Below are 21,033 nucleotides of genomic sequence, written 5' to 3' on the forward strand. Positions count from 1 at the left end.
TCCCCCACTATAGTGCCAACCCCCACAAGGACGAGGCGGCACACATGCCCTATATCGGAATCGGACTCCACGTACTGGCGGCCATCTACTTCGCGGTGCACGCCATTCGCTCGGGCCAGAGCCTCTACTGGCTGATCCTGCTGTTCTCGTTCCCGCTACTCGGCAGCGTCGTCTACTTCCTTGCGATCTACTTCCCGGAAGCCCGCAACTCGCGCGGCGCACGGCAGGCAATCCGCTCCGCCAAGCAGCTCATGGACCCGGGCCAGGACCTGCGTAACGCACGCGCTGAGCTGTCGCGAACGCCCACCGTGCAGAACCGGGTTCGCCTCGGCATGACGCTGCTGGATGCAGGCCAAGCGGAGGAAGCCAGGACCCTGCTTGAGCAGGCGGCCAGCTCGCCACTGGGTGACGACCCCTACATCCTTACCGGTCTGGCGCGCGCCCGCCTCGAGTCCGGGCACGCCGCGCTTGCAGTTGAGACGCTGGACGGCCTGTTCGCCCGTCATCCAGATGTGCGCCGCAAGCCGGAACAGACCCTGCTCTATGCACAGACACTGGCCGCCGCCCAAGCAACTGGCACCCGCGCCGCGTTCGAGCGCGCCGTCGAATGCGGAAACGATGCGGCCGCCCGCTGCCTGTATGCCGAATGGCTGATGACACAACCGCAGCCCGCCGACAGCGAGCAGGCCCGCAGCCTGTTCGCCAGCATCATCGACGATGCCCAACACTGGTCACGCCACGCGCGCAGCCACAATGCCGCTTGGCTGGAGCGAACCAAAGCCGCGATGAAGAGCTACTGACGTCTGGCAGCCTTTCAATCCTGTCGCATCCGCCTCGCTCATGACCTCGCTGGGCGGATGCCGACAGTCCGCAGGCCTGCGCCACCGATAGCGCCGAAAGCATTGCAGCGCAAGGCGGCTGCCCCCTCGTGCCGCATGCAACGATTCTGAAAATGTTGAAAGTAGTGACGGCATCGGCCTTACTGCATTGGCATCGCGCATAGCCAGGCGTATTCCTGTTCATGCCACCGAAAACGGGTGGCCGAGGCCTCGAAATCCTCGGTTGTGCAAGAGAAGTATGCGCTTGTCAGCCGGCACCACGCCCTGTGGTGCCGGCTGGCAATCCGTCGGCCGGCTATGGCGGGCGGTGCGTGGGGGCCTTGTGCCCGCCGGGAAGATTGCACACCGGATTTCGAGCCCCGCACCGTCCGCCACCTTTATCGGTGGCGGCTTCTGCATGCACGCAAGGAGCCCAGCCATGACCCAGCCCTACTCCCCTGCCCCACACCCGATCCAAGACGTGCCCGCCAACGGCCCTGTGCTTGATCCCAATACGCTCATCGCCCTGCTGCACAGCATCGGCTCCGGCGCTGCCTCCGATGGCCAGCCCTGGCCGGAGCGCCATCAGATGCCCGGGCGGCGCATTGCCCTGGCGGACACCGATTGCTCCTTGGCCGGCCTTCGGGTGGTGCTGGAAATCCTGCTGGCCGCACAGCGTGCCCGCGAGAACGGCGAGTTGGAGCAATACGTTGGCCCGCGCGTCATGGAGGGGCTGATCATGGCTGGGCTGGGACTTACGGCGCACGCCAGCACACGAGTACGGCCGGACGACTGAGTGGCGCGGTACTGCTGGGCGGCCACTGCGCTGTGCCTCGTGGCGGTGGTTGCGGCACAGACGCGGTGGCTGGTGCCCCCACTGCCATCTCCCATCGGATTCCAAAGCATCAACGAAGATCGATTCTCACAACTGCGCCGCCAGGCGATGCAGTTCGTGGAGTCTCGGCCACCACAGGGATTCCAGTTCGTGGAACGGCATCGAGATGCCGAGTTCCAGGTTCATTGCCGAGGCATACCAGTGCTGTGGCTGGAGAGGCGCTCGCCGCATGTGCTGTTGCAGGCATCACTGGATGCGAAGCAGCGGGCGCCCGCAGTTCTGCAGATGCGGGCAATCCTCCAATGGCAGTTGGAGCCATTGGATTATCTGGAACAGGTGCTGGCTGGTGTGCCGGAGCCTGTTCTGATGGATCGGGTGCTGCAGATGCTCGCTGGCGAGGTGCCTGATGGGGTGCGATGTGGCATGCCGTAGTCGAGCACGGCTTGACTCTACAGGGGCGCTGGCCTCATCGAAGCCGAGGCGCACTTTTGACAGCGCCGCTGCGGCCGCTCACATGCCCAGATCGGAAAGCCCTGGGTGATCATCCGGGCGACGCCCGAGCGGCCAATGGAACTTGCGCTCGCCTTCTTTGATCGGCATGTCGTTGATGCTCGAGAACCGATGCTCCATCAGGCCATCGGCTCCGAATTCCCAGTTCTCGTTTCCATAGGAGCGGAACCAGTTGCCGGAGTCGTCGCGCCACTCATAAGCGTAGCGCACGGCAATACGGTTGCCGCTGAAGGCCCAGAGTTCCTTGATCAAACGGTAGTCGAGTTCCTTCTTCCATTTGCGGGCCAGGAACTGCCGCGCTTCCTCGCGGCCGTGGGTGAACTCGGCACGGTTGCGCCAGCGGGTATCGAGCGAATAGGCCAGTGCGACCTTGTCAGCATCGCGGGAGTTCCAGCCATCCTCGGCAAGACGAACCTTCTCGATGGCCGATTCAAGGGTGAACGGCGGCAACGGCGGACGGGGTGCTTCAGTGGACACGGTGGGGCCTCCAATCAAGTGGATGAACGGGGTGCTTCGACGGGTTTTGATCACTCAGGCGTCAGCGCCTGGCCTGCTCCAACAACGCCTTTGCAACATCCCTGGCAGTGTCTGCGGCGTTGTAGTCGCCCATCACGCGCGAGACGGTGATGGCGCCTTCCATGAGAACCAGCAGCTGCCGCGCCAGTGCAGCAGGCTGCTTGATATCCAGTTGCGTGGTGAGTTCCAGCGTGTAATCGAGCAGCTTCTGCTTGTGATGTTTTGCGATGTGGCGAATCGGATCGTCGGGATCGCCCACCTCGCCCGCGGTATTGATGAAGGCGCAGCCGCGATAGCCCTCGGACTGGAACCAGCCCTTGAGCACGGTGAACATGCCGAGGATGCGTGCTTCCGGGGTGTCGGCCTTGTCGCACTCCTGCTGGAACCACTGAAGCCAACGAACATCGCGCGCGTTCAGTGCAGCTGCGGCTACCTGGTCCTTGTTTTCGAAGTGGCGGTAGATGCTTTTGCGTGCCACACCCGAGGTCTTCACCAGCAGGTCCATGCCGGTGGCGTGGATCCCGTTCTGGTAGATCAGCGCCTCGGCCGTGGCCAGGATCTTCTGCTGGGTATCGGTGGGGGGTGTGTTCACGACGCCAAGGTAGAACGATCGTTCTACTCTGTCAACGGGCGGCGCGGCGACCTCTCGCGCGGGCAAGCTCGCTCAGGACGATCTATCAAGAAATTCGTACATGTCATCATCCAGACGCCCGATTTCGGACGCAAAGTACGTCTCACCACCACCCATGAGACGCCTCGCATGAACACCTTTACCCGTACCCTGGCCGTTGCCGCCCTCGCCCTCTCGGTCCAGGCCGGCCTGTCCGCCCAGGCCGTCGAACCGGCCAAGCCGGCAGCAGTCACCAGCATCGCGCGCACCGCCAGCTACATCACCACCGCCGATGGCGTGCAGCTCTACTACAAGGACTGGGGCCCGAAGGACGGCCCGGTCGTCACCTTCAGCCACGGCTGGCCGCTGAACTCGGACAGCTGGGAATCGCAGATGATCTTCCTGGCCAACCACGGCTACCGCGTCATTGCCCATGACCGTCGTGGCCACGGCCGTTCCAGCCAGCCGTGGGAAGGCAACGACATGGATCACTACGCAGATGACCTGGCCACCGTGATCAACACGCTGGACCTGCACGATGTCACTCTGGTGGGCTTCTCCACTGGCGGCGGCGAAGTGGCGCGCTACATCGGCCGCCATGGCACCGGCCGGGTGAAGAAGGCGGTGCTGATCAGCTCGGTGCCGCCGCTCATGCTGAAGACCGCCGACAACCCCAATGGCCTCCCGATTGAAGTGTTCGATGGCATCCGCAAGGCGCAGATGAACAACCGCGCACAGCTGTACAAGGACATCCCGTCCGGCCCGTTCTACGGCTTCAACCGCCCGGGCGCGAAGGTGTCGCAGGGTCTGATCGATGCATGGTGGGCGCAGGGCATGCAGGGTGGCCACAAGAACACCTACGATTCGATTGCCGCGTTCTCGGCCACCGATTTCCGCGCAGACCTGAAGAAGTTCGATGTGCCCACTCTGGTCATCCACGGCGACGACGATCAGATCGTGCCGATCGACATCTCCGGCCGCCAGTCGGCGAAGCTGATCAAGGGCGCCAGGCTGATTGTGTACCCGGGTGCGCCGCACGGCCTGACTGACACGCACAAGGATCGCGTCAACCAGGACCTGCTGACGTTCCTGCAGGAAAAGTGAGTCCCCTGGGGCTCTGGCATCTCGCCGGAGCCCTTTCCATCACCTCACGCTTTCGCAGCCGCACGCCACGCGGGCCACGCTTCGCTGATGACGCCAATCGCGGACTTCAGGAACAGCAGCGCGATGACCACGCCCGCCGCGATATCCGGCCAGCCGCGTCCGGTCAGCGCAACGCCACCGGCAGCCACCAGTACGCCGATATTGGCGGCGACGTCGTTGCGCGAGCACGCAAAGGTGCTTTTCATGTTGATGTTGAGCGCGCGGAACCGCCACAGCAGTGCCAGGCACACCAGATTGGCCACCAGCGCGATGGCTCCGAACCCCAGCATCAAGCCACTGGAAGGCGGAACGCCGTGGGCCAGCTTGCCGACCACCTCCACCGCGATGAAGACAAAGAAGCCCAGGATCAGCAGACCCTTGGCCAGGGCTGCACCGGCTTCCCAGCGCGCCCCCCGGTTCACTGCCCATAGGCTCAGGCCGTATACGATCGCATCGCCCAGCATGTCCACTGCATCGGCCTGCAGGGCGCTGGAGCGCGCCACGATGCCCGCGCCGAACTCGATGAAGAACATCGCCAGGTTGATGATGAGTACCGCCACCAGTACGCGCCGCTGCGCACTGTGGAGGGCCAACGCTTCCAGTTCCTGGCGCTTGTGGCCGCAGCAGTGGTTCATGGATGACTCCCGCCAGGCTGTGGCCGGGCTTGAAAAAGGTTGGGATAGTCGTTATCAACCCTGTAGCCACTACAAGGTCAAGCCCGTGTCCGCCCACCTCACCATCGGCCAGCTGGCCCGCCAGACCGGCACCAAGGCCGAAACCATCCGCTATTACGAAAAGATCGGCCTGCTTCAACCACCGCTGCGGTCGGACGGCAACTACCGCTATTACAGCGCCCAGGACCAGCGGCGTCTGTCATTCGTGCGCCGCGCCCGCGAGCTTGGCTTCTCCATCGAGCAGATCCGCGAGCTGATCGCCTTTGGTGAGCAGCGCGAACACGAATGCAGTTCGGTGGACGACGTGGTGAAAGCGCACATCGCGGATATCACGCGCCGGATCCATGACCTGCAGGCGCTGCAGGGCGAACTGAAGCGAATGATCGGCAATTGCCCGGGCGGCCGCGTGGCCGATTGCAGGGTGCTGGAAGCCCTTCAGCCGCAGCCATGACCCTGCTGCCCCATCCACATCAGAACGAAACCTGCGCTCGCACGCCGACGGTGTTACCGGAATCCGGCCCCTGCGCGTTGCCGCCTTGTTGACAGTGCGCGGCTCAGTCGCCCGCGCCGTCATCGTCCAGCGAGCGCGGTGGCTGAGCTGCAGCCGTGGGTATCGCGTTGGCATCGTGCGGCGGCAGCCGCGCAGGCGGCGGCCCGAGGTAGCCGTGGCTGCGTGCCCAGTTGGCGAAAAGGCGCGGCCACTGCGCGACCAATGTCCCGGGCTTGCCCAACCCCCAGCTGTGACCTCCGGCTTCGAACAGGTGCAGCTCCACCGGAATGCCTGCCGCATGCGTGGCCTGGTACATGGCCACGCTGTGGCCGACATCCACGGTGCGATCATCCACGGCCTGGGCCAGGAACACCGGCGGCATGTCCTTGCGCACGTGCTGTTCGACCGAATAAGCCTGCTGTGCGTCGTCCTGACTCGCCAGTTCCCGCTTCGACCGGGTCTGGTCCAGCGGCGCGCGCATCGAAACGACCGGATAGATCATGCCAAGGAAGTCGGGGCGCGCGGACAGCTGGTCGGCTGCATCCACCGGCGGATACAACGGGGCATCGAAGCGCGTGGCAACGATACCGGCGAGATTGCCCCCCGCGGAAAAGCCCAATGCGCCGATGCGCTCCGGATCGACCCCCAGGCTTGCCGCCTGCGCGCGCAACAGCCGCATGGCGCGCTGGCCATCCTGGAAGGGCGAGACCGGTGCCCACCCATCAGCGGGCAGCCGGTAGTAGACCACGGCGGCCGTGACACCCAGCGACTGCAGCCACTGCGCCGTCGGCTTGGCAGCGCTGCCGATCTGGATGCGGAAGTAACCACCACCGCCGAAGATCACCACGGCTGTCCCGTTCGGTTTCAGTGGCCGGTAGATCTCCATGCGCGCGTTACTGATTCCCGAGACAGCGCCCTTTGCGCTGCCCTCGATACCGATCCGTTCCGGGCCACGTGCGCGTTGCTGCCAGTGGCCCTGCGGCCACAGCGGAACCACCTCGGGTGCCGGTGCGGGCGGCGCTGCCGGCAGCGCGCCCGCGAGCAAGGGATTAAGCAGGAACAGAAGCACTGCCAGCCCGCGCAGTTTCCCCACATGCAGACTCATATCACGCCCTCCCGTCGGCCTTTACGTGGCGAAGTGTGAGTCGAGTTGCGTTGGCGACCTATAGCCGGATGGGACTAGCTGGACCGTGTTTTTCTGTGTGCACTGCAGCATCAAAGTGGACGCCTTTGGCTGGAGAGTCACCAGAGGATTCGCCATTGCACGGTTTCGTCAGACTTCCTTGTTTTCTCGCCTCCTCCCGCTCCGGCAACTGGCTCTCTGCTGGTGATGGAGGCGCTGCTGTCCATGGCAAGCGACTGGCTCGAGGGTCGAGCAGAGCATGGCTCGGCTTTACAGAACCAATGGCTTCACACGCGCTGCCCCAGCTCACGCACAAGGAACGGCGCCGTCCTGCTGCCCTTGGCTCGAGCCACTTGTTGCGGCGTTCCCTTCGCCACGATGGTGCCGCCCGCAGCCCCTGCGCCAGGCCCAACGTCAATCACCCAGTCCGCCTGCACAACCGCGCGCATGTCGTGCTCAATCATCACCACCGTATTGCCCGCGTCCACCAGCCGCTGCAGTTGCACAAGCAGCCTGTCCGCGTCCGATGCATGCAGGCCGGTGGTGGGCTCATCCAGCACGTACAGCGTGCGGCCGCGCTGGCTGCGCTGCAGCTCGGTTGCCAGTTTGATGCGCTGTGCCTCACCGCCTGAAAGTTCGGTGGCCGGCTGGCCCAGCCTCAGGTAGCCCAGACCGATCTCCTGCAGCAAGTGCAGCGGCCGGGCAATGACATCTTCCTCGCTGAAGAACGCATGCGCCTGGTCGACCGTCATCTGCAGGACCTCGGCGATGTTGCGGTCATTCCACTGCACCTCCAGCGTGGCCTCGTTGTATCGCGCGCCATGGCAGGTAGGGCACGGTGCATAGACGCTGGGCATGAACAGCAGTTCGACGCTGACGAAACCCTCGCCCTCGCAGGTCTCGCACCGGCCCTTGGCCACGTTGAACGAGAAGCGGCCCGCGTCGAATCGGCGGCGGCGCGCGGTGGGTGTCGCGGCGAACAGCTTGCGCACGTGGTCGAACAGCCCGGTATAGGTGGCGAGGTTGGAGCGTGGCGTGCGGCCGATGGGCTTCTGGTCGACCTGCACCACCCGCTGGATGGCGTCCACATCGCCTGCCAACTTGCCCCGCGTGGTTTCGATCACGGTCGGCCCATCCGTGGGCGCGTTGTCGGCGCTGTCGTCCATGGGCTCATGCCCGAGGTGCAGCAGCAACAGCTCGGGCAGCGCCTGCGCCATCAAGCTGGACTTGCCTGAGCCGGAAATGCCGGTCACGGCTGTCAGCAGCCCCAGCGGCACCTGCGCATCCACACCCCGCAGGTTATGGCGGTGGATGCCCTTCAGTTCCAGCCAGCTGCTGGCGGTGCGCTGCCGGCTGGCGGCCGCGGGCACCTGGTCGAACAGATACCGGGCGGTGCGCGACTCCTGGACCTTGCGCAGGCCGTCGGGCTCGCCACTGTAGAGAACGCGCCCGCCGTGCTCACCCGCCTCCGGGCCAACATCCACCAGCCACTGCGCGCGGCGCATCAGCTCCAGGTCGTGCTCGACAACGAACACCGAGTTTCCGCCGTCGCGCAACCGGTCCAGCGCGTCGTACAGCGCCTGGCTGTCGGCGGGGTGCAGGCCGGCCGAGGGCTCGTCGAGCACGTACAGCACGCCAAACAGCAACGAGCTGAGCTGGGTGGCCAGCCGCAGGCGCTGCAGTTCGCCAGCGGACAGGGTTGGCGTGGCGCGATCCAGCGAGAGATACCCCAGGCCCAGGTCACGCAGCTGGCGTACCCGCGCCATCACACCGCCTGCCAGCCGCTGTGCGGCCAGTCGCTTCTCTTCGGACAAGGCCGAGGTCAGCCGGACGTCGGGGGCGCCCTCGTGGGTCGCTTGGCCACTCGCGGCCCTCCGGGCGCGATCACGTGGTGTCGCGCTCCTGCTGGTGCGAGTGCCCTTGGTGTGCGCGCCGAAATCACCTTGTGCGATGGGCCCGAGCAGATCCGCCAGTTGATCCAGCGGAAGCCGCATGAACTCGCCGATATCCACGCCGGCGAAGGTGACCGAGAGTGCTTCCGGCTTCAGGCGTTTTCCGTGGCAGGTCGGGCACAGCTTGCCTTCCATGTAGCGCGAAACACGCTTGCGCATCAGCGCACTCTGGGTGTTGGCAAAGGTGTGCAGCACGTAGCGGCGCGCACCGGTATAGGTGCCCATGTAGCTGGGTTCCAGCTTGCGCTTCAGTGCGGCACGGGTCTCTGCGGGCGTGAAGCCGGCATAGACCGGCACGGTTGGCGTTTTCTCGGTGAACAGGATCCAGTCGCGGTCCTTCTTCGGCAGCTTCTTCCACGGCACGTCGATGTCGTAGCCCAGCGTGACCAGGATGTCGCGCAGGTTCTGGCCATGCCATGCCGGCGGCCACGAGGCGATGGCACGTTCACGGATGCTCAGCGACGGATCCGGAACCATCAGCGCTTCGGTCACCTCGTACACATGCCCCAGGCCGTGGCAGGTGCTGCAGGCGCCCTGCGGCGTATTGGGCGAGAAGTCCTCGGCGTACAGCATGGGCTGGTTGGCCGGGTAGGCCCCGGCGCGCGAGTACATCATGCGCACCAAGCTGGACAGCGTGGTGACACTGCCCACCGAGGAACGTGCATTGCTGGCGCCGCGCTGCTGCTGCAACGCCACCGCCGGCGGCAGCCCGTCGATGGCGTCCACATCGGGCACGCCCGCCTGGTCGATCAGGCGCCGCGCGTAGGGCGCTACGGATTCGAAGTAACGCCGCTGCGCCTCAGCGAAGACGGTACCGAAGGCCAACGACGACTTGCCCGACCCCGACACCCCGGAGAACACCACCAGTGCATTGCGCGGAATGGAGACATCGACATTCTTGAGGTTGTGCTCGCGCGCGCCGCGCACCTCCACGCAACCGCTGGCTGCGGCAGCGCATGAGGATTCACCGAAAGGGTTGTTGGACATCGTTGCGTTCCTGCAGGCAGTGAGCGGTGCGCCCTGGAGCGCGCCCAAGGACGCATTTTCGCTGCTGCGAGGTGAATGTGGTGAGGGCACGTGCGGCCCCGCCCTGCGGACATGCAAATGACCCGCAAGCCGCATTCACCCGCCGACTGCAAGGGGCGCGTGGCGGCGAACGTATCGCTCAGATGGCGATGAGAACCTTCCCCACCACGGTTCCAGCTTCAAGTGCCTGGTGCGCTTCAGCGATCTTCTGGAGATCCACCTTCAAACCGACATGGGGCGAATAGGCGCCACTGGCAAGGCACGCAGTGATGTCCCTGATCGCGTGGATCTTCGCTTCCTGGGGGACCGAATAGATGTACACGAAGCGGAGCACGCATCCGTGCACCATGGCACGCAACAGTGGCAGGGAAAGCTCATCGGTTGCCTGCGCGGCCGCATAAGCGCTGATGACGCCGCCAGAGGCGAGACATGCCAGGTCAAGGTCGAGATTTGCCTGCACATTGACCTCTACGATGCGATCCACGCCCGCGCCCCGGGTATGGGTGTTGATCGCGCCGGCGACATCGTCATTCAGACGGTCCAGCACCAGATCCGCTCCGGCCGCCCTGGCAATGATTGCCTGCTCGGCATTCATGACCGTGACCGCGACCCAGGCGCCCGCCCACTTTGCCAGCAGGACGGCGGCGGTGCCGACCACGCCTGCCCCGCCTTGCACCAACACCCTTCGGCCGTTGATGTCGCCATCCGCGAAGAGACAGCGATGCGCCGTCAGTGCCGGAATACCCAGCGATGCACCCACCTCGAAAGAGACATCGCCAGGCAGCGGCACGGCGTGCCCAGCGGGCACGACCACGAACGCTGCAGCCGTTCCGCTCGCCCTGCCGTACTGGGCTTCATAGATCCAGACGCGCTGCCCTATACGGCCCACCTCTTCCGGGTCGCCCACCGCATCGATGACACCGGCACCGTCCTGGTGGGGAATGATTCGTGGAAAGGGCATCGGCGCGGAGAACCCTGTGCGGGCCTTGAGGTCTGTGGGATTGAGCCCGGACATGTGCATCCGCACCCGGACTTCACCTGGCCCCGGTTGTGGGGTGGGCAGCTCTGCAACGCAGAGCACCTCATCAGCCGGGCCCTGGCGGTCGTAATACGCAGCTCTCATGCATCTTCTCTCTGATTGCGAAGGGGCTCCCTTCCGGGCCAGCACTATCAGAGGCCAGTGGCAAATTTACAACCAGGCACACTTTGTATATATAGGGATACAAAGTATCCTATTGGAGTGATGATGCCCGCTGGCCTGCCTTCGGATTACCGGTGTGCCGTAGAAGTGACTGTCGAGATCGCCGGCGGGAAGTGGAAGCCGTTGATCGTTCACTACCTGCTGAGCGGCACCAAACGGTTTGGGGAACTGCGAAAGCTGATCGGCGGCGTGACCCAGCGCTCGCTTACCTTGCAGCTGCGCGAGCTTGAGGCAAGCGGCATCGTCCGGCGCGAAGTGTTTGCAGAAGTTCCGCCGCGTGTTGAATACACGTTGACGCCGCTGGGCACCACACTGGCGCCGACGCTGGAAGCAATGAAGTTGTGGGGAGAACGCTATCTGGCCAGCAGGGACGGTTAGCCGCTGCGGCACATCGTGGGCGCATAGCCCGCTCGAATCGCGACACCTGCATCATGACGCGTAGACACGTTCGTACGGATCCGATGGAATGGCCTGCTTCGGGGCTTCAGCATGCGCTGCACCTCCCATAGCGAATTCTCCACTACATGGAGAGCAAGAGAGCACACCTGACCCGCATTGCCATGCCACTGCAGGCCATCCTGGTATTCATGGCGTTCGATTCGCTGCAGATGTTTGCGGACGAACCTTGTTCGGTGCCGGCTCTGATCTTTGCCGGGCTCCCGATCGCCCTCGCGACTGCCATCGCCGGCATCAGCATTACAGCGGCTTCCGAGTCCCTGCGGATGGAACATCGCCAACGGAATTAGTTCGCGTCCTATGCCTATGGGGCGAGCGCTGCCGCACCATGTGCGATGTCAGCTGCCGCGTGCCCGAACGCCTCCGCAGCGCCTTGCCCTCGCCGAAGCCCATCCCGGCGCCCGCCTTCGCTCTCCGGAAGACAATGCCCATGAATCCGCAAGACTCCATCGTTGATGCCTCCTCCCGATTCATCCAGGGCCGCCACGGCCTGCTCAGCCTGCTTCCCCAGGAACAGGGCGTGGTGGCGCGCTGCCTGCGCCGCTATGGCGAATGGGCAGAGCAGGAGCTGGAGCTTCTGGCCGGCCTGCTCCTGCCGGGTCATCATGTCCTTGAATTCGGTGGCCACTATGGCGCACAAACCCTGCCCTTCGCCAAACTGGTGGGTGAGACCGGCGCAGTGCACGTGGTCGAACCCGAGCGCCTGGCCTTCCAGCAGGTCTGCGCCAATCTCGCCATCAACGGCATCTGCAATGCGCATGCGCGCGAACAGTGGCTGGGGTCGAGCACTGGAGAGGTGGCGGCAGGCCCGGCGGTGGCCAGGCCGGGTAGCGTGGACGCCCTCGCCCTTCCTCAGCTGAATCTACTGAAGGTGAACATTCCAGGCGCGTTGAAGGAGCTGCTTGCGGGCGCCCAGGACACGCTGCGGCAAAGCCGTCCGTACGTCCATTTTCTCCAGGGCGATCTTGAAGATGCCGCTGAAGAGATCGAGATGGTCAAGGCACTCGGATATCGATGCTGGTCGCACGTGACGTACCTGTTCAGCGCCAGCAACGCTCTCGGCGAAACCCGCAACCTGTTCCCCGGCCGGGTGCAACAGTCGGTGCTCGCGCTTCCTGTGGAAGCCGCATTCGATCTACCGCAGCTCATCGAACTCTGAACATGCCAAGGGTGCGCGGCCATGAAAGCCTCATGGTGGGCGGCACCCTGCTGGCAGGGGTCTGCTGTGGAACCGCTTGCGCGCCGCAGGATGGACGCAGCGAGTTGATGCGACCAGAACGCTCGCCGATTGTGCCCGTGGCCGATCACCGTGCCCTGGCACCGATCGATCGCGTCCGCGCGTCCGCGCCCGTTCGCGGGATGGCCTACACGCGCATCCCGGCGGGAACACCGGCGATAGCCGGGAATACGAGCCCACTGCCTCCCGTTGCTGGCGCCACAAGCGCCAACCGTCTACCACTTCCCCCTACGTCTGCTTCCCAGGCGGGGCCTGCCACGGGTCATCACGTACCGCTGGAGACGTTCAAACCACCGGCACCTGGCAGCGGTGTGCCGCTGCTGGCGCTGGGAGCAACGGCGGCCGGGCTGCTGGGTATCGCTTCGTCACCCCTGTGGTGGCGCCGGGCACGCAGCGCGTTGAGAAAGCACCAAGTGGGCCAGGGGCTGCCCCTGCCCTCCCCTCCCCTTCGTATAGGAGCTGACATGAAGCAAATGCCATTGAGTTCCCCTTCGGTAACCCGTGCACCGCTGTGGCCGAGCGTGGTGGTCAACGAAGTCGACATCGGGTGGCAGGGCAATGACGCTTGGTCATGCACGCTTCTGTCTACTGGGAAACCCGCATACGCGCCGTATCACGACGGCCTTGAGGGGCCCGCCCCCGATGCTGCCAATGCCATGTCAGAGACTGTCCAGCAGGTGCTGGTCGCCTCGACAGGCGCTTCTCTCTCATCCTCGCGCGAAATGGAGACGCCGCAGGCCTCCGTGTCAGCGGCGATATGCCCAGCCGGCTGCCCGTGCCACGCGATGCAGGCCGACCTGTCGCACGCCAGTGCGCAGTCGTTAACCGGCGCACTGCTCCACCTGCGTCAGATGCACGCCCACTATCGCGGCCAGGCGGGAACCCAGGCCTGCACTCCGGTGCGCGTCGCGTGGTCCACGATGCTCGCCATGGAAGCGGAGGTTCTGCTTGGCCCGGCCAAGCACGCCCGCTATCAGGAGGCTGAAGCCAGTCTGGTCGATGTGGATCTGCAACGCTGTCCAGATGCCGCCCTGGTCGTGGCCAGAACGCAGCTGATCAGGCAGCTCTCGGCGCTGGAGTCGCACTCCAAGGCACTGCAGCGCCTGCAGGATGCAGCAGCGAAGTTGGCGTCGCGCACTCCAGGCCAACTGGACGTGGATATGGAACACTCAAAGCTGAATGAGACCATCCGGCAGCGTGCCGCTGGGTAACGAGCGAACGCCTGCGTCAATTGACTCGTTCGGATAAAACGCCTCGTCCAGTAATTTAGGTCGCGTCCGATAGTTGTCCTGCGCTGCGATATCCAGAATTCGATGTCCACTCCCGCCAAGCGGGAGCCCACGGCTCGATGAGGATAATCGCCATGAAATCGATCTACTCAAAGTTTCCCGCAGTTGCTCTTGCAGGCATCAGCCTGTTCGGCATCACAGCGTTGGCCTACGCCGACGGCATGAAGCCTGAATCCCCCCTTGTGATCATCAATGTTGACAAGGGACGAGGTGAAACCACCATGCGGGTGAAGAACACGGACGGCGAAGCTGCCCTGCTGCACACCAATGTCTATGACATTCCTGAAGATACCGAAACGGTTGTCGTGGTGACCCCGCCCGTTGCGCGGGTGGAGGCGGGCCAGCAGCAGCAGGTGCGTTTCATGTACCAAGGCGAGGACCTGCAGACGCAGCGCCTTAAGCGGGTCTCCTTCGACAGCATTGGCCAGGCCAAGTCGACACCTGGTCAGGCAACGGTAGCCCTCAGCGTGCGCCAGGACATTCCGCTGCTCCTGCACCCGGCCAGCCTGCCGAAGAACGCCAAGCCGTGGGAGCTGCTGCAGTGGTCACTGCAGGGAAACCAGCTGACCGTGCATAACGACAGCGCCTATGTGGTCCGCCTTGAAACCGAGGTGACCCTGCTCCCGTCCGGCACCAAGGCCAGCCTGCCGAAAAGCTATCTCCTGCCCGGCGAGAAGCACGCCGTTGCCAGCGCGGCGGGCGCGACGACCGATGATCGCGTCGAGATCAAGCCGGCGACGGTCTACGGTTTCTCGGTGAAGGCCTACGAGGCCCCGCTGAAGTAGAGCGCCGCTCTGGTCAGCAGCTCGCCTCCCCCAGTACCAACTGACTTCTTCTGTAGCAAGGAACCGCCATGAGCCACATCATTGGCCCCGACACGTGCGCCGCTCACTGGGCTGCACCTGCAGGCCCCCTCACTCCCAAAGCTCTGGCGGTAGCCGTGGCGGCCGCGTTGACCTTCGCAGCTGGCGATGCTGTGGGCGCGGGCGCAGCAACGATGGCGGATTTCGATGTCAACAAGCTACGGAGTATCGGTCTCGACCCGGAAGTGGCCACATACTTCCGCGAGGCGCCGCGATTCTCTTCGGGCGAGCGGCGCGTAAGTCTGGTCATCAACGGCCAGCCCCGAGGCATGGTAGATGCGCGCTTTGATGACAGCGGAGCGCTACGCTTCGATGCGCGCTTTCTCCGCGACGCGGGGCTCAAGGTACCTGCCGCCGAGTACCTGCTTGAACCGCCGGAGGCAGATGTCTATGACTTCACTGCCGCGTGGCCGCAGGCACTGGTCAAGCTGGCGCCGGATACCGAAGAAGTCGGCCTGGTTGTCCCTTCCCAGGCGCTGGACGTCCGCTCGACCGACCAGCGCCGTTACAGTAGTGGCGGTATCGCCGCGCTGGTGAACTACGATATCAATTCCTCCATTCTGAGGAGGGATGGCCGCAACCGGCGTTCCCTGTCGGCACTGACTGAAGTCGGATTCAATGCCGGCGATTGGATCGTCCGCAGCCGCCAATCGTTGTCCAGGTATGGCAATGGCCCTTCGCGCTTCGACCAGATCGAGGCCTATGCCCAACGCACTCTGATTGGCTCCAAGCAGGCGCTTCAGCTCGGCGAGCTGTCGTTCAGCAATCCGTTGTTCTCGGGCGCTCCGATTACGGGCATGCAGCTGCTGCCCGAGGAAGCACTGCAACAAGGCTCTTCCAGCGTGGCGTTTGTGGAAGGAACCGCTTCCAGCGAGGCAACCGTCGAGATCCGCCAAGCCGGAGTTCTGCTGCACAGCACAGTGGTGCCGCCAGGGCCCTTCTCCATCGGCGACTTCCGATTGATGAGCCAGGATCTGGATCTGGATGTGACGGTGCGCGAGGCCGGGGGGGATCGTCAGTTCAGCGTGCCAGCCGGGATTTTCCACCGCGCCAGGCTCAACGTGCCCGGGACGACATTCGCCGCAGGTCGAATCCGTTCGTTCGGAAGCGAAACCGCTTTTGCGGACCCAGTGCTGGTCGCTGCAACAGCCGCATGGCGTCCGAAGCGACTGAACTCCATTGTCAGCGCCGGTGCTGCCGCTACCCAGAAATATCATGCGGTCGCCGTGGGAGTGGATACGCCGCTGCCGAAGGGTGCGGTTCTTTCCACCCGGGCCAACTGGGCGACGGATCGCGCCCATGATGTCAGCGGCGCCCAACTCGAAGCTCGTTTAAGTACGCAGTTGGCCGACCGCTTGAGCGTGAATCTATCTGCGGCTCAACGTACGCCAGGATACCGGGATATCCTGGAGTCAACCCATGCATCCGACCACTGGGCCAATGCGCAAGCCAAGCGACGGCTCAGTGCGGGCGTGGGCTGGTCATCGCCTTCGCTTGGTGCTTTCGCTGCGTCATACGGCCAACAGGAAATCTTTGCAGGGCGGCGCAATAACATTGCCAGTGCCAGTTGGAGCCGCCAGGTAGGCATTGGCAGCCTTTCCCTGAATCTGCAGCACGGCGCCCGTACCGATGCGCAAAGCAAGCGGTCCGATACGTCTGTCTATGCCAGTTTGACTGTCCCATTGGGGGCAGCCACAGTGCGCAGCACAGTGCGCCGGACAGGAGATCGAACCCGCGCCGGCGTCGCCGTCAATCAACAGGTGAACCCGGCTTTCAACTATCAGGCGGGCATCGAACGCGACAGCCGTGGGGGCGATCTCACCTACAACGCGGGCTTCCATGCCGTCCCCCGCTATGCGCAGGTGGCAATGGGCTACACACAGCAAGCGAACAGCCGCAGCCTGTCGACGCGTTTGGGGGGCGGAATGCTGCTGCATGGCGAGGGCGTCACGCTATCGCCGTATGCACTGCGCGAAACCATCGGCCTGGTAAAGGTGGGTGAGCGTGCAGGTACGCGGATCTCAACGCCCGCCGGTACCGTTTGGACCGATCGTCGCGGACTGGCTGCCCTGCCCCATCTGACCGCGTTCGGCAAGAGCCGCATCGAGGTCGATCCAACCAGCCTGCCGCGCAACTACGACTTGCAGAACGGCGTACGCACCCTGGAAGTCACCCGCGGGTCGGTCAGTCGTATTGAGTTCAGTGCCAACACCACGCGGCGCGTGCTGCTGCGCATCGTAGACATGGACGGAAATCCAGTTCTGAGGGGCGCCTCCGTGGCCGCCAATGGTGCCTTCATAAGTAGCGTGACCGGCAATGGCGCCGCCTTCGTCAACAACTTCCAGCCAGATTCCGAGCTGCTGATCACCCTCCCCGACCAATCTCAGTGTCGCGTGGAGACCACCCTGCCCGACGCCCAGAAAGAGGACGCGTTCTATGAAACTGCAACGGCCATCTGCCATGGCATTTAAAGGACTTCTCGCTGCTGCGTTAGTGTTGCCGGGAGCCGCGGGAGCCGCGGGAGCCGCGGGAGCGTGTGAGCTCAGTGTGGGCCAGGCGGTCATCGACTACGGCCAGATTTCACCACACGAGTTGATCGAAGGTGCGGATGGCCGGCAGGAGGCAGGCGCGCGGACTACTTCGATTCAGATCAGCTGCGCAGAACCCCGCAGCTTCCACCTGAGGTTGGATGCAGAAAGTGCACTCAATCCGGAAGAGGCGGCCTTTGGCCCGCACGGGAGCATACGATTCAGGCTTTCCGAAGCGCGGGTTGATGGGCGCATCGTCCAACTGGCCGTCGATCAAGGCGTCCCAAGCCAATCGGTACTGCTTTCACCAACTTTCACCGTCGCTGCGGTGCATGGTGGAGCGCCTGTAACCGGCTCCGAATTCACGGCGCAACTGCAGATTGAGCCGCTGTTTGACGCGGCAGCCTCGAAGATTCGCGATCAGCAGCGCCCCCGATTGAATGCTCGGCTGATTCTGTCCAGCGACTAATAAAGAGCAAATGATCTAGGTCATTGGACACGAAGAAACTTCAGTCGCGTCCTATTTGATCGAATCAGCTAGCAAGCCAAAGTTCAACACAGGGACGGTGAGCCGCCCTGCCACTACGGTGACATTGCGAAATGGAACCGACAATCCGCAATCAATTGATTGCACATCACTTAGGAGCACCCATGAACGTCAAGCACTTCTCCCTGGTCGGCCTGGCCATTTCCGCAGCACTTGCTTCCACCAGCGTCTCCGCTGCGGAGACGGCTGACCTGACCGTTACTGGCACCCTCTCGCCCAGCGCGTGCGACTTGAGCCTGGCAACGACCAACTTCGCTATTGGCCGCATCTCGTTGGACGATCTGAATGAGAGCACGCCCACCGCCATTGGCGGCACCAGGGGCTCAACCATCGAGGTGTCTTGCACGGCAGACACCAAGTTCGCCATCCAGGTTGTCGATAACAAGGCAGGCACTGCGAATGCTGCCGTCGTCGCTGCCCTGGGCTCCGAGGCCGCTGCAAATCGCCTCTTCGGCCTGGGTACCGATTCGAACGACGGCAATATCGGCGGGTACATCGTGCGCTTCGATGCAACTGGTACCGGTGACGAGAGTGGCAACGTTGCCGTCGCCGCTTCGAACGTGAACACTTCGGACGGTGCTACCTGGAGTCGCTTTGGCTCGCGCGCGATCGTTCCTCGCGTTGGCCGCGCGGGCTGGGCGATCACCAGCGGCGCCAGTCTGGAGCCCGAAGCCTTTACTCGTGTCAACGCCGGCTTCGCGATCTCCGTGGCGGTTGATGCGAAGGACAACCTCGAGACCGGTGCTGACATTGATCTGGATGGCAGCGCCACCATGGTTCTGCATTACCTGTAAGCAAGCGTAAAACTGAGACATAGCGGGGCGCCGATGGCGCCCCGCTTTCATTCTGAGGTCATTCGTTCGCACAATTGTTTCGCTTGCATTTGGAGAGCGAACTATCCTGAAATGCAAGGGAGATCGCCCCCGCCATGCGATGCAGTGATGGAGCCATCACCTTCGAGCCAATGATGCACACGTCTCCGTGATCCCCAAGCGCAGAGGTGCATTACGTCTGCCTGGCGCAGTGCAGGCGACTTCTTCGATGACCTCTTCGACAACGATGGCCATGGTTGCACGAACGCCTCTGGCGCCGTACGTACGCCGCAAGTGCAGGCAGGCTCTGCTGCAGAGATGTCCATTAATGTCAGCGCGCCACTCTGATAGCTTTGTCAGCAGTTCGGCATGTTCCATCTCCACCGGTGTTCTGCTGCTCGCATGGGCTCGGATTCGATCGCGTGCGTCGCTGTGGAGTATGCAGCCGCATGATGAGCGCTGCGCCTGCGCTGGATGGCGTTTCGATCGAGCAGATCAACGAGGATTGGGGTGCTGGTGACCCCGTTATAAACGCAGGTGACGGCGCAGCACTCTACTCTTGGGAGCAACGCTGGCGCAGCGTAGTAACCGGGCGCCGGGCAGGATAATGCCGTATTGCTTCATTTTCCGTCATGCGCTCAAGCTAGCATTGCCTCAGTCATCCGATTCACACTGTTTCGCCAGGCGCGAGCGCATCGTCTGTATTTGGATCTTGCGTTGACAGGGTGACGCATAGAGATAGGTGTTGAGCGCATCAAGGAAGGTTTTCTGCTGTTGTTTACTGAGGCTCGCGAAGGCGATCACCAGGCCATCAACATTCTCGTGCGGGCTGGGGGGCATGTGCGTCCTGATTTGTCACAGGGGAAAGAGACTCTCCCAAGCTACGTCGACGTATCCAGACAACCATCGGACCGGTACGTAATATGCGGTAATGCGCATCGCAGCGATCCGGATCTGGAAAGAGTCAGCCGGCCGGCATCTATGCTGCACCACCTTCGCGCGAACCCGTATCGCGCGCCGCCTGCGAACGAGATACCCAGCCATTGGCTAGCGCATAGTGATAAATCTCAACGTCGCTCTTCAGATTGAGCTTGCGCATCGCAGAGCGCTTCTGCGTACTTACCGTCTGCCGGCTGCGCTGCAGTCGCGCGGCGATTTCCAGCAGGCTCGTTCCTTCGGCAAACATACGCAGCACTTCGGATTCACGACGGGTAAGGCGCGTATCATCGCCCGACTGAAGATCATCCAGCCTTTCCCGGATAGTGGGCGAGTAGAACGCCTGCCCCGCGTAGGCGGCGTGAATCGCCCGTACGATGTCTTCAGGAGGATCGATCTTGCTGACAATGCACTGCGCGCCGGACTTGCCGATGTTCTGCAGTATCTGCGGCCCTTCCGTGCCCGTAAGGACGGCCACTGGCACGTGCGGGAAGCGCCGTTGCAGCAGGTTGATGAGCGTGGCGCCGTCACCATATCGCCCGCCCGGCATAGCATAGTCGGTGACCACGACGTCCACGGACGTCGTCCCCAACAGGCTGAGCAGTGCGGTAGAATCGGGCGCCGATCCCACGATTTCTATGGTGGGTTCTGCCTGAAGCGCCTCCATGACGCCAGCCAGGATGACCGGATGGTCGTCTGCGATTGCAATACGGATCGTCATCGTGCTTTTCCTTCGTTATGTTGGCCGCTCGCTGCGCTATGCGCGGCGATGATCGGAACCGGACCTGAGGCAGACTCGCATCCATGACCCAATTGAGCATTCGTGTTGTCATTGCAGACGACCATCCGGTGATCCGGTTGGGCCTGCAGAACGCGCTGGAGGAGGAGCCCGTTCTTCGGTGCGTCGGAGTGGCCGGTAACGCCGGTGAGCTGCGCGACCTGCTGGCAACGCAGCCCTGCGATGTACTGGTCACGGACTATGCGATGCCCGACCCCGAGCACCGCGATGGCCAGGACATGCTGGCCGGATTGCGCACCGCCTACCCGGAGCTGCGCATCGTGGTGGTGACCGGCCTGGACCAGCTGGCCCTGCTCGAGGCGCTGCGCGTGGTGGGCGTCCAGGCGGTGGTCAGCAAGGCCGATGACCTGCGTCACGTAACGGCGGCAGTGATGGCTGTCTATGCAGGACGCCCGTATGCGTCGCCGGCGATTGTGGCGCTGCAGGAACAGCGGCGCCCGCCTGCGCGCAAGAAGACCCTGTCGCCGCGTGAGGACGAGGTCATCCAGCTGTACCTGCAAGGGTTGACCATCGCCGAGATCGCCGCGCGGCTGGACCGGAAGAAACAGACGGTCAGCACGCAGAAAATGAACGCACTGCGCAAACTGGGCGTGGCCAACGATGCCGAGCTGTTCACCTACGCCAGCGAACTGGGGCTGCGCCGGGACCCCGCGGCGGATTGACGTCGG

General features: G+C 63.6%; 21 protein-coding genes. 13 read left to right on the forward strand and 8 right to left on the reverse strand.

The window, feature by feature from the left end:
• Positions 1 to 44: 44 nt before the first annotated feature.
• From DI041_RS00005 to DI041_RS21355, 3 genes are all read left to right on the forward strand, one after another.
• Positions 45 to 800, forward strand: coding sequence for a tetratricopeptide repeat protein (locus tag DI041_RS00005; protein WP_136638051.1), 756 nt, complete (start codon positions 45 to 47; stop codon positions 798 to 800).
• A gap of 457 nt (positions 801 to 1,257) precedes the next feature.
• Positions 1,258 to 1,614 carry a hypothetical protein gene (locus DI041_RS00010; RefSeq protein ID WP_136638050.1) on the forward strand — a complete coding sequence of 119 codons (357 nt, stop codon included), beginning with the start codon at positions 1,258 to 1,260 and terminating at the stop codon, positions 1,612 to 1,614.
• Positions 1,615 to 1,854: 240 nt separating this feature from the next.
• Positions 1,855 to 2,085, forward strand: coding sequence for a hypothetical protein (locus DI041_RS21355; RefSeq protein WP_248298407.1), 231 nt, complete (start codon positions 1,855 to 1,857; stop codon positions 2,083 to 2,085).
• A gap of 78 nt (positions 2,086 to 2,163) precedes the next feature.
• Here DI041_RS21355 and DI041_RS00020 read toward each other — a convergent pair whose 3' ends face one another.
• Complete coding sequence (locus tag DI041_RS00020) at positions 2,164 to 2,640, reverse strand: nuclear transport factor 2 family protein (protein ID WP_136638048.1); 477 nt, start codon at positions 2,638 to 2,640, stop codon at positions 2,164 to 2,166.
• A 61-nt stretch (positions 2,641 to 2,701) separates the two neighbouring features.
• Positions 2,702 to 3,271: a TetR/AcrR family transcriptional regulator gene (locus tag DI041_RS00025; protein ID WP_136638067.1), complete on the reverse strand. Its 570-nt coding sequence runs from the start codon at positions 3,269 to 3,271 to the stop codon at positions 2,702 to 2,704.
• 168 nt (positions 3,272 to 3,439) lie between these two features.
• On the opposite strand from DI041_RS00025, the gene DI041_RS00030 reads away from it, so the two are divergent.
• Positions 3,440 to 4,393 carry an alpha/beta fold hydrolase gene (locus tag DI041_RS00030; RefSeq protein ID WP_136638047.1) on the forward strand — a complete coding sequence of 318 codons (954 nt, stop codon included), beginning with the start codon at positions 3,440 to 3,442 and terminating at the stop codon, positions 4,391 to 4,393.
• Positions 4,394 to 4,437: 44 nt separating this feature from the next.
• Here the strand turns inward: DI041_RS00030 and DI041_RS00035 are convergent, their stop codons facing one another.
• On the reverse strand, positions 4,438 to 5,067 hold the full coding sequence (locus tag DI041_RS00035; RefSeq protein ID WP_136638046.1) for a cation efflux transmembrane domain-containing protein: 630 nt from the start codon (positions 5,065 to 5,067) through the stop codon (positions 4,438 to 4,440).
• On the opposite strand from DI041_RS00035, the gene DI041_RS00040 reads away from it, so the two are divergent.
• Entirely contained in the window at positions 5,066 to 5,557 is a 492-nt protein-coding gene (locus DI041_RS00040) for a MerR family transcriptional regulator (RefSeq protein ID WP_248298406.1), read from the forward strand. The genes DI041_RS00035 and DI041_RS00040 overlap by 2 nt on opposite strands.
• Positions 5,558 to 5,660: 103 nt before the next feature.
• Here the strand turns inward: DI041_RS00040 and DI041_RS00045 are convergent, their stop codons facing one another.
• The 3 genes from DI041_RS00045 to DI041_RS00055 form a co-directional block, all read right to left on the reverse strand.
• Complete coding sequence (locus DI041_RS00045) at positions 5,661 to 6,701, reverse strand: alpha/beta hydrolase (protein WP_046985531.1); 1,041 nt, start codon at positions 6,699 to 6,701, stop codon at positions 5,661 to 5,663.
• 305 nt (positions 6,702 to 7,006) lie between these two features.
• A complete protein-coding gene (locus DI041_RS00050; RefSeq protein ID WP_136638045.1) occupies positions 7,007 to 9,658 on the reverse strand; it encodes an excinuclease ABC subunit UvrA in 2,652 nt (883 codons plus the stop codon).
• A gap of 178 nt (positions 9,659 to 9,836) precedes the next feature.
• Positions 9,837 to 10,820: an NADPH:quinone reductase gene (locus tag DI041_RS00055; protein ID WP_136638044.1), complete on the reverse strand. Its 984-nt coding sequence runs from the start codon at positions 10,818 to 10,820 to the stop codon at positions 9,837 to 9,839.
• Positions 10,821 to 10,943: 123 nt separating this feature from the next.
• Between DI041_RS00055 and DI041_RS00060 the strand changes: the two genes are divergently transcribed.
• The 7 genes from DI041_RS00060 to DI041_RS00090 all read left to right on the forward strand — a co-directional run bounded on the left by DI041_RS00060 (position 10,944) and on the right by DI041_RS00090 (position 18,612).
• The gene (locus DI041_RS00060) at positions 10,944 to 11,276 is read left to right on the forward strand and encodes a winged helix-turn-helix transcriptional regulator (protein WP_136638043.1); all 333 of its coding nucleotides are present in this window, start codon (positions 10,944 to 10,946) and stop codon (positions 11,274 to 11,276) included.
• Between the two features lie 508 nt (positions 11,277 to 11,784).
• The gene (locus DI041_RS00065; RefSeq protein ID WP_136638042.1) at positions 11,785 to 12,513 is read left to right on the forward strand and encodes a class I SAM-dependent methyltransferase; all 729 of its coding nucleotides are present in this window, start codon (positions 11,785 to 11,787) and stop codon (positions 12,511 to 12,513) included.
• Positions 12,514 to 13,055: 542 nt separating this feature from the next.
• A complete protein-coding gene (locus DI041_RS00070) occupies positions 13,056 to 13,802 on the forward strand; it encodes a hypothetical protein (RefSeq protein ID WP_136638041.1) in 747 nt (248 codons plus the stop codon).
• Positions 13,803 to 13,954: 152 nt separating this feature from the next.
• Positions 13,955 to 14,665, forward strand: coding sequence for a fimbria/pilus chaperone family protein (locus DI041_RS00075; protein WP_211195171.1), 711 nt, complete (start codon positions 13,955 to 13,957; stop codon positions 14,663 to 14,665).
• A gap of 68 nt (positions 14,666 to 14,733) precedes the next feature.
• On the forward strand, positions 14,734 to 17,214 hold the full coding sequence (locus tag DI041_RS00080) for a fimbria/pilus outer membrane usher protein (RefSeq protein ID WP_136638039.1): 2,481 nt from the start codon (positions 14,734 to 14,736) through the stop codon (positions 17,212 to 17,214).
• Positions 17,180 to 17,740 (forward strand): DUF1120 domain-containing protein, encoded by a 561-nt coding sequence (locus tag DI041_RS00085; RefSeq protein ID WP_136638038.1) that lies wholly within the window; start codon positions 17,180 to 17,182, stop codon positions 17,738 to 17,740. Before DI041_RS00080 ends, DI041_RS00085 begins: the two co-directional genes overlap by 35 nt.
• Positions 17,741 to 17,922: 182 nt before the next feature.
• Complete coding sequence (locus DI041_RS00090; protein ID WP_169050315.1) at positions 17,923 to 18,612, forward strand: DUF1120 domain-containing protein; 690 nt, start codon at positions 17,923 to 17,925, stop codon at positions 18,610 to 18,612.
• Positions 18,613 to 19,284: 672 nt separating this feature from the next.
• Here DI041_RS00090 and DI041_RS00095 read toward each other — a convergent pair.
• Both DI041_RS00095 and DI041_RS00100 read right to left on the reverse strand, forming a co-directional pair.
• On the reverse strand, positions 19,285 to 19,470 hold the full coding sequence (locus tag DI041_RS00095) for a hypothetical protein (protein ID WP_136638036.1): 186 nt from the start codon (positions 19,468 to 19,470) through the stop codon (positions 19,285 to 19,287).
• A 139-nt stretch (positions 19,471 to 19,609) separates the two neighbouring features.
• Positions 19,610 to 20,287, reverse strand: a complete 678-nt coding sequence (locus DI041_RS00100; protein ID WP_136638035.1) for a response regulator — start codon at positions 20,285 to 20,287, stop codon at positions 19,610 to 19,612.
• An 83-nt stretch (positions 20,288 to 20,370) separates the two neighbouring features.
• On the opposite strand from DI041_RS00100, the gene DI041_RS00105 reads away from it, so the two are divergent.
• Entirely contained in the window at positions 20,371 to 21,027 is a 657-nt protein-coding gene (locus DI041_RS00105) for a response regulator (protein WP_136638034.1), read from the forward strand.
• Positions 21,028 to 21,033: the final 6 nt, after the last annotated feature.

The sequence above is a fragment of the Stenotrophomonas maltophilia genome (genome assembly GCF_004920835.1).
Classification (GTDB): Bacteria; Pseudomonadota; Gammaproteobacteria; order Xanthomonadales; family Xanthomonadaceae; genus Stenotrophomonas; species Stenotrophomonas maltophilia_AQ.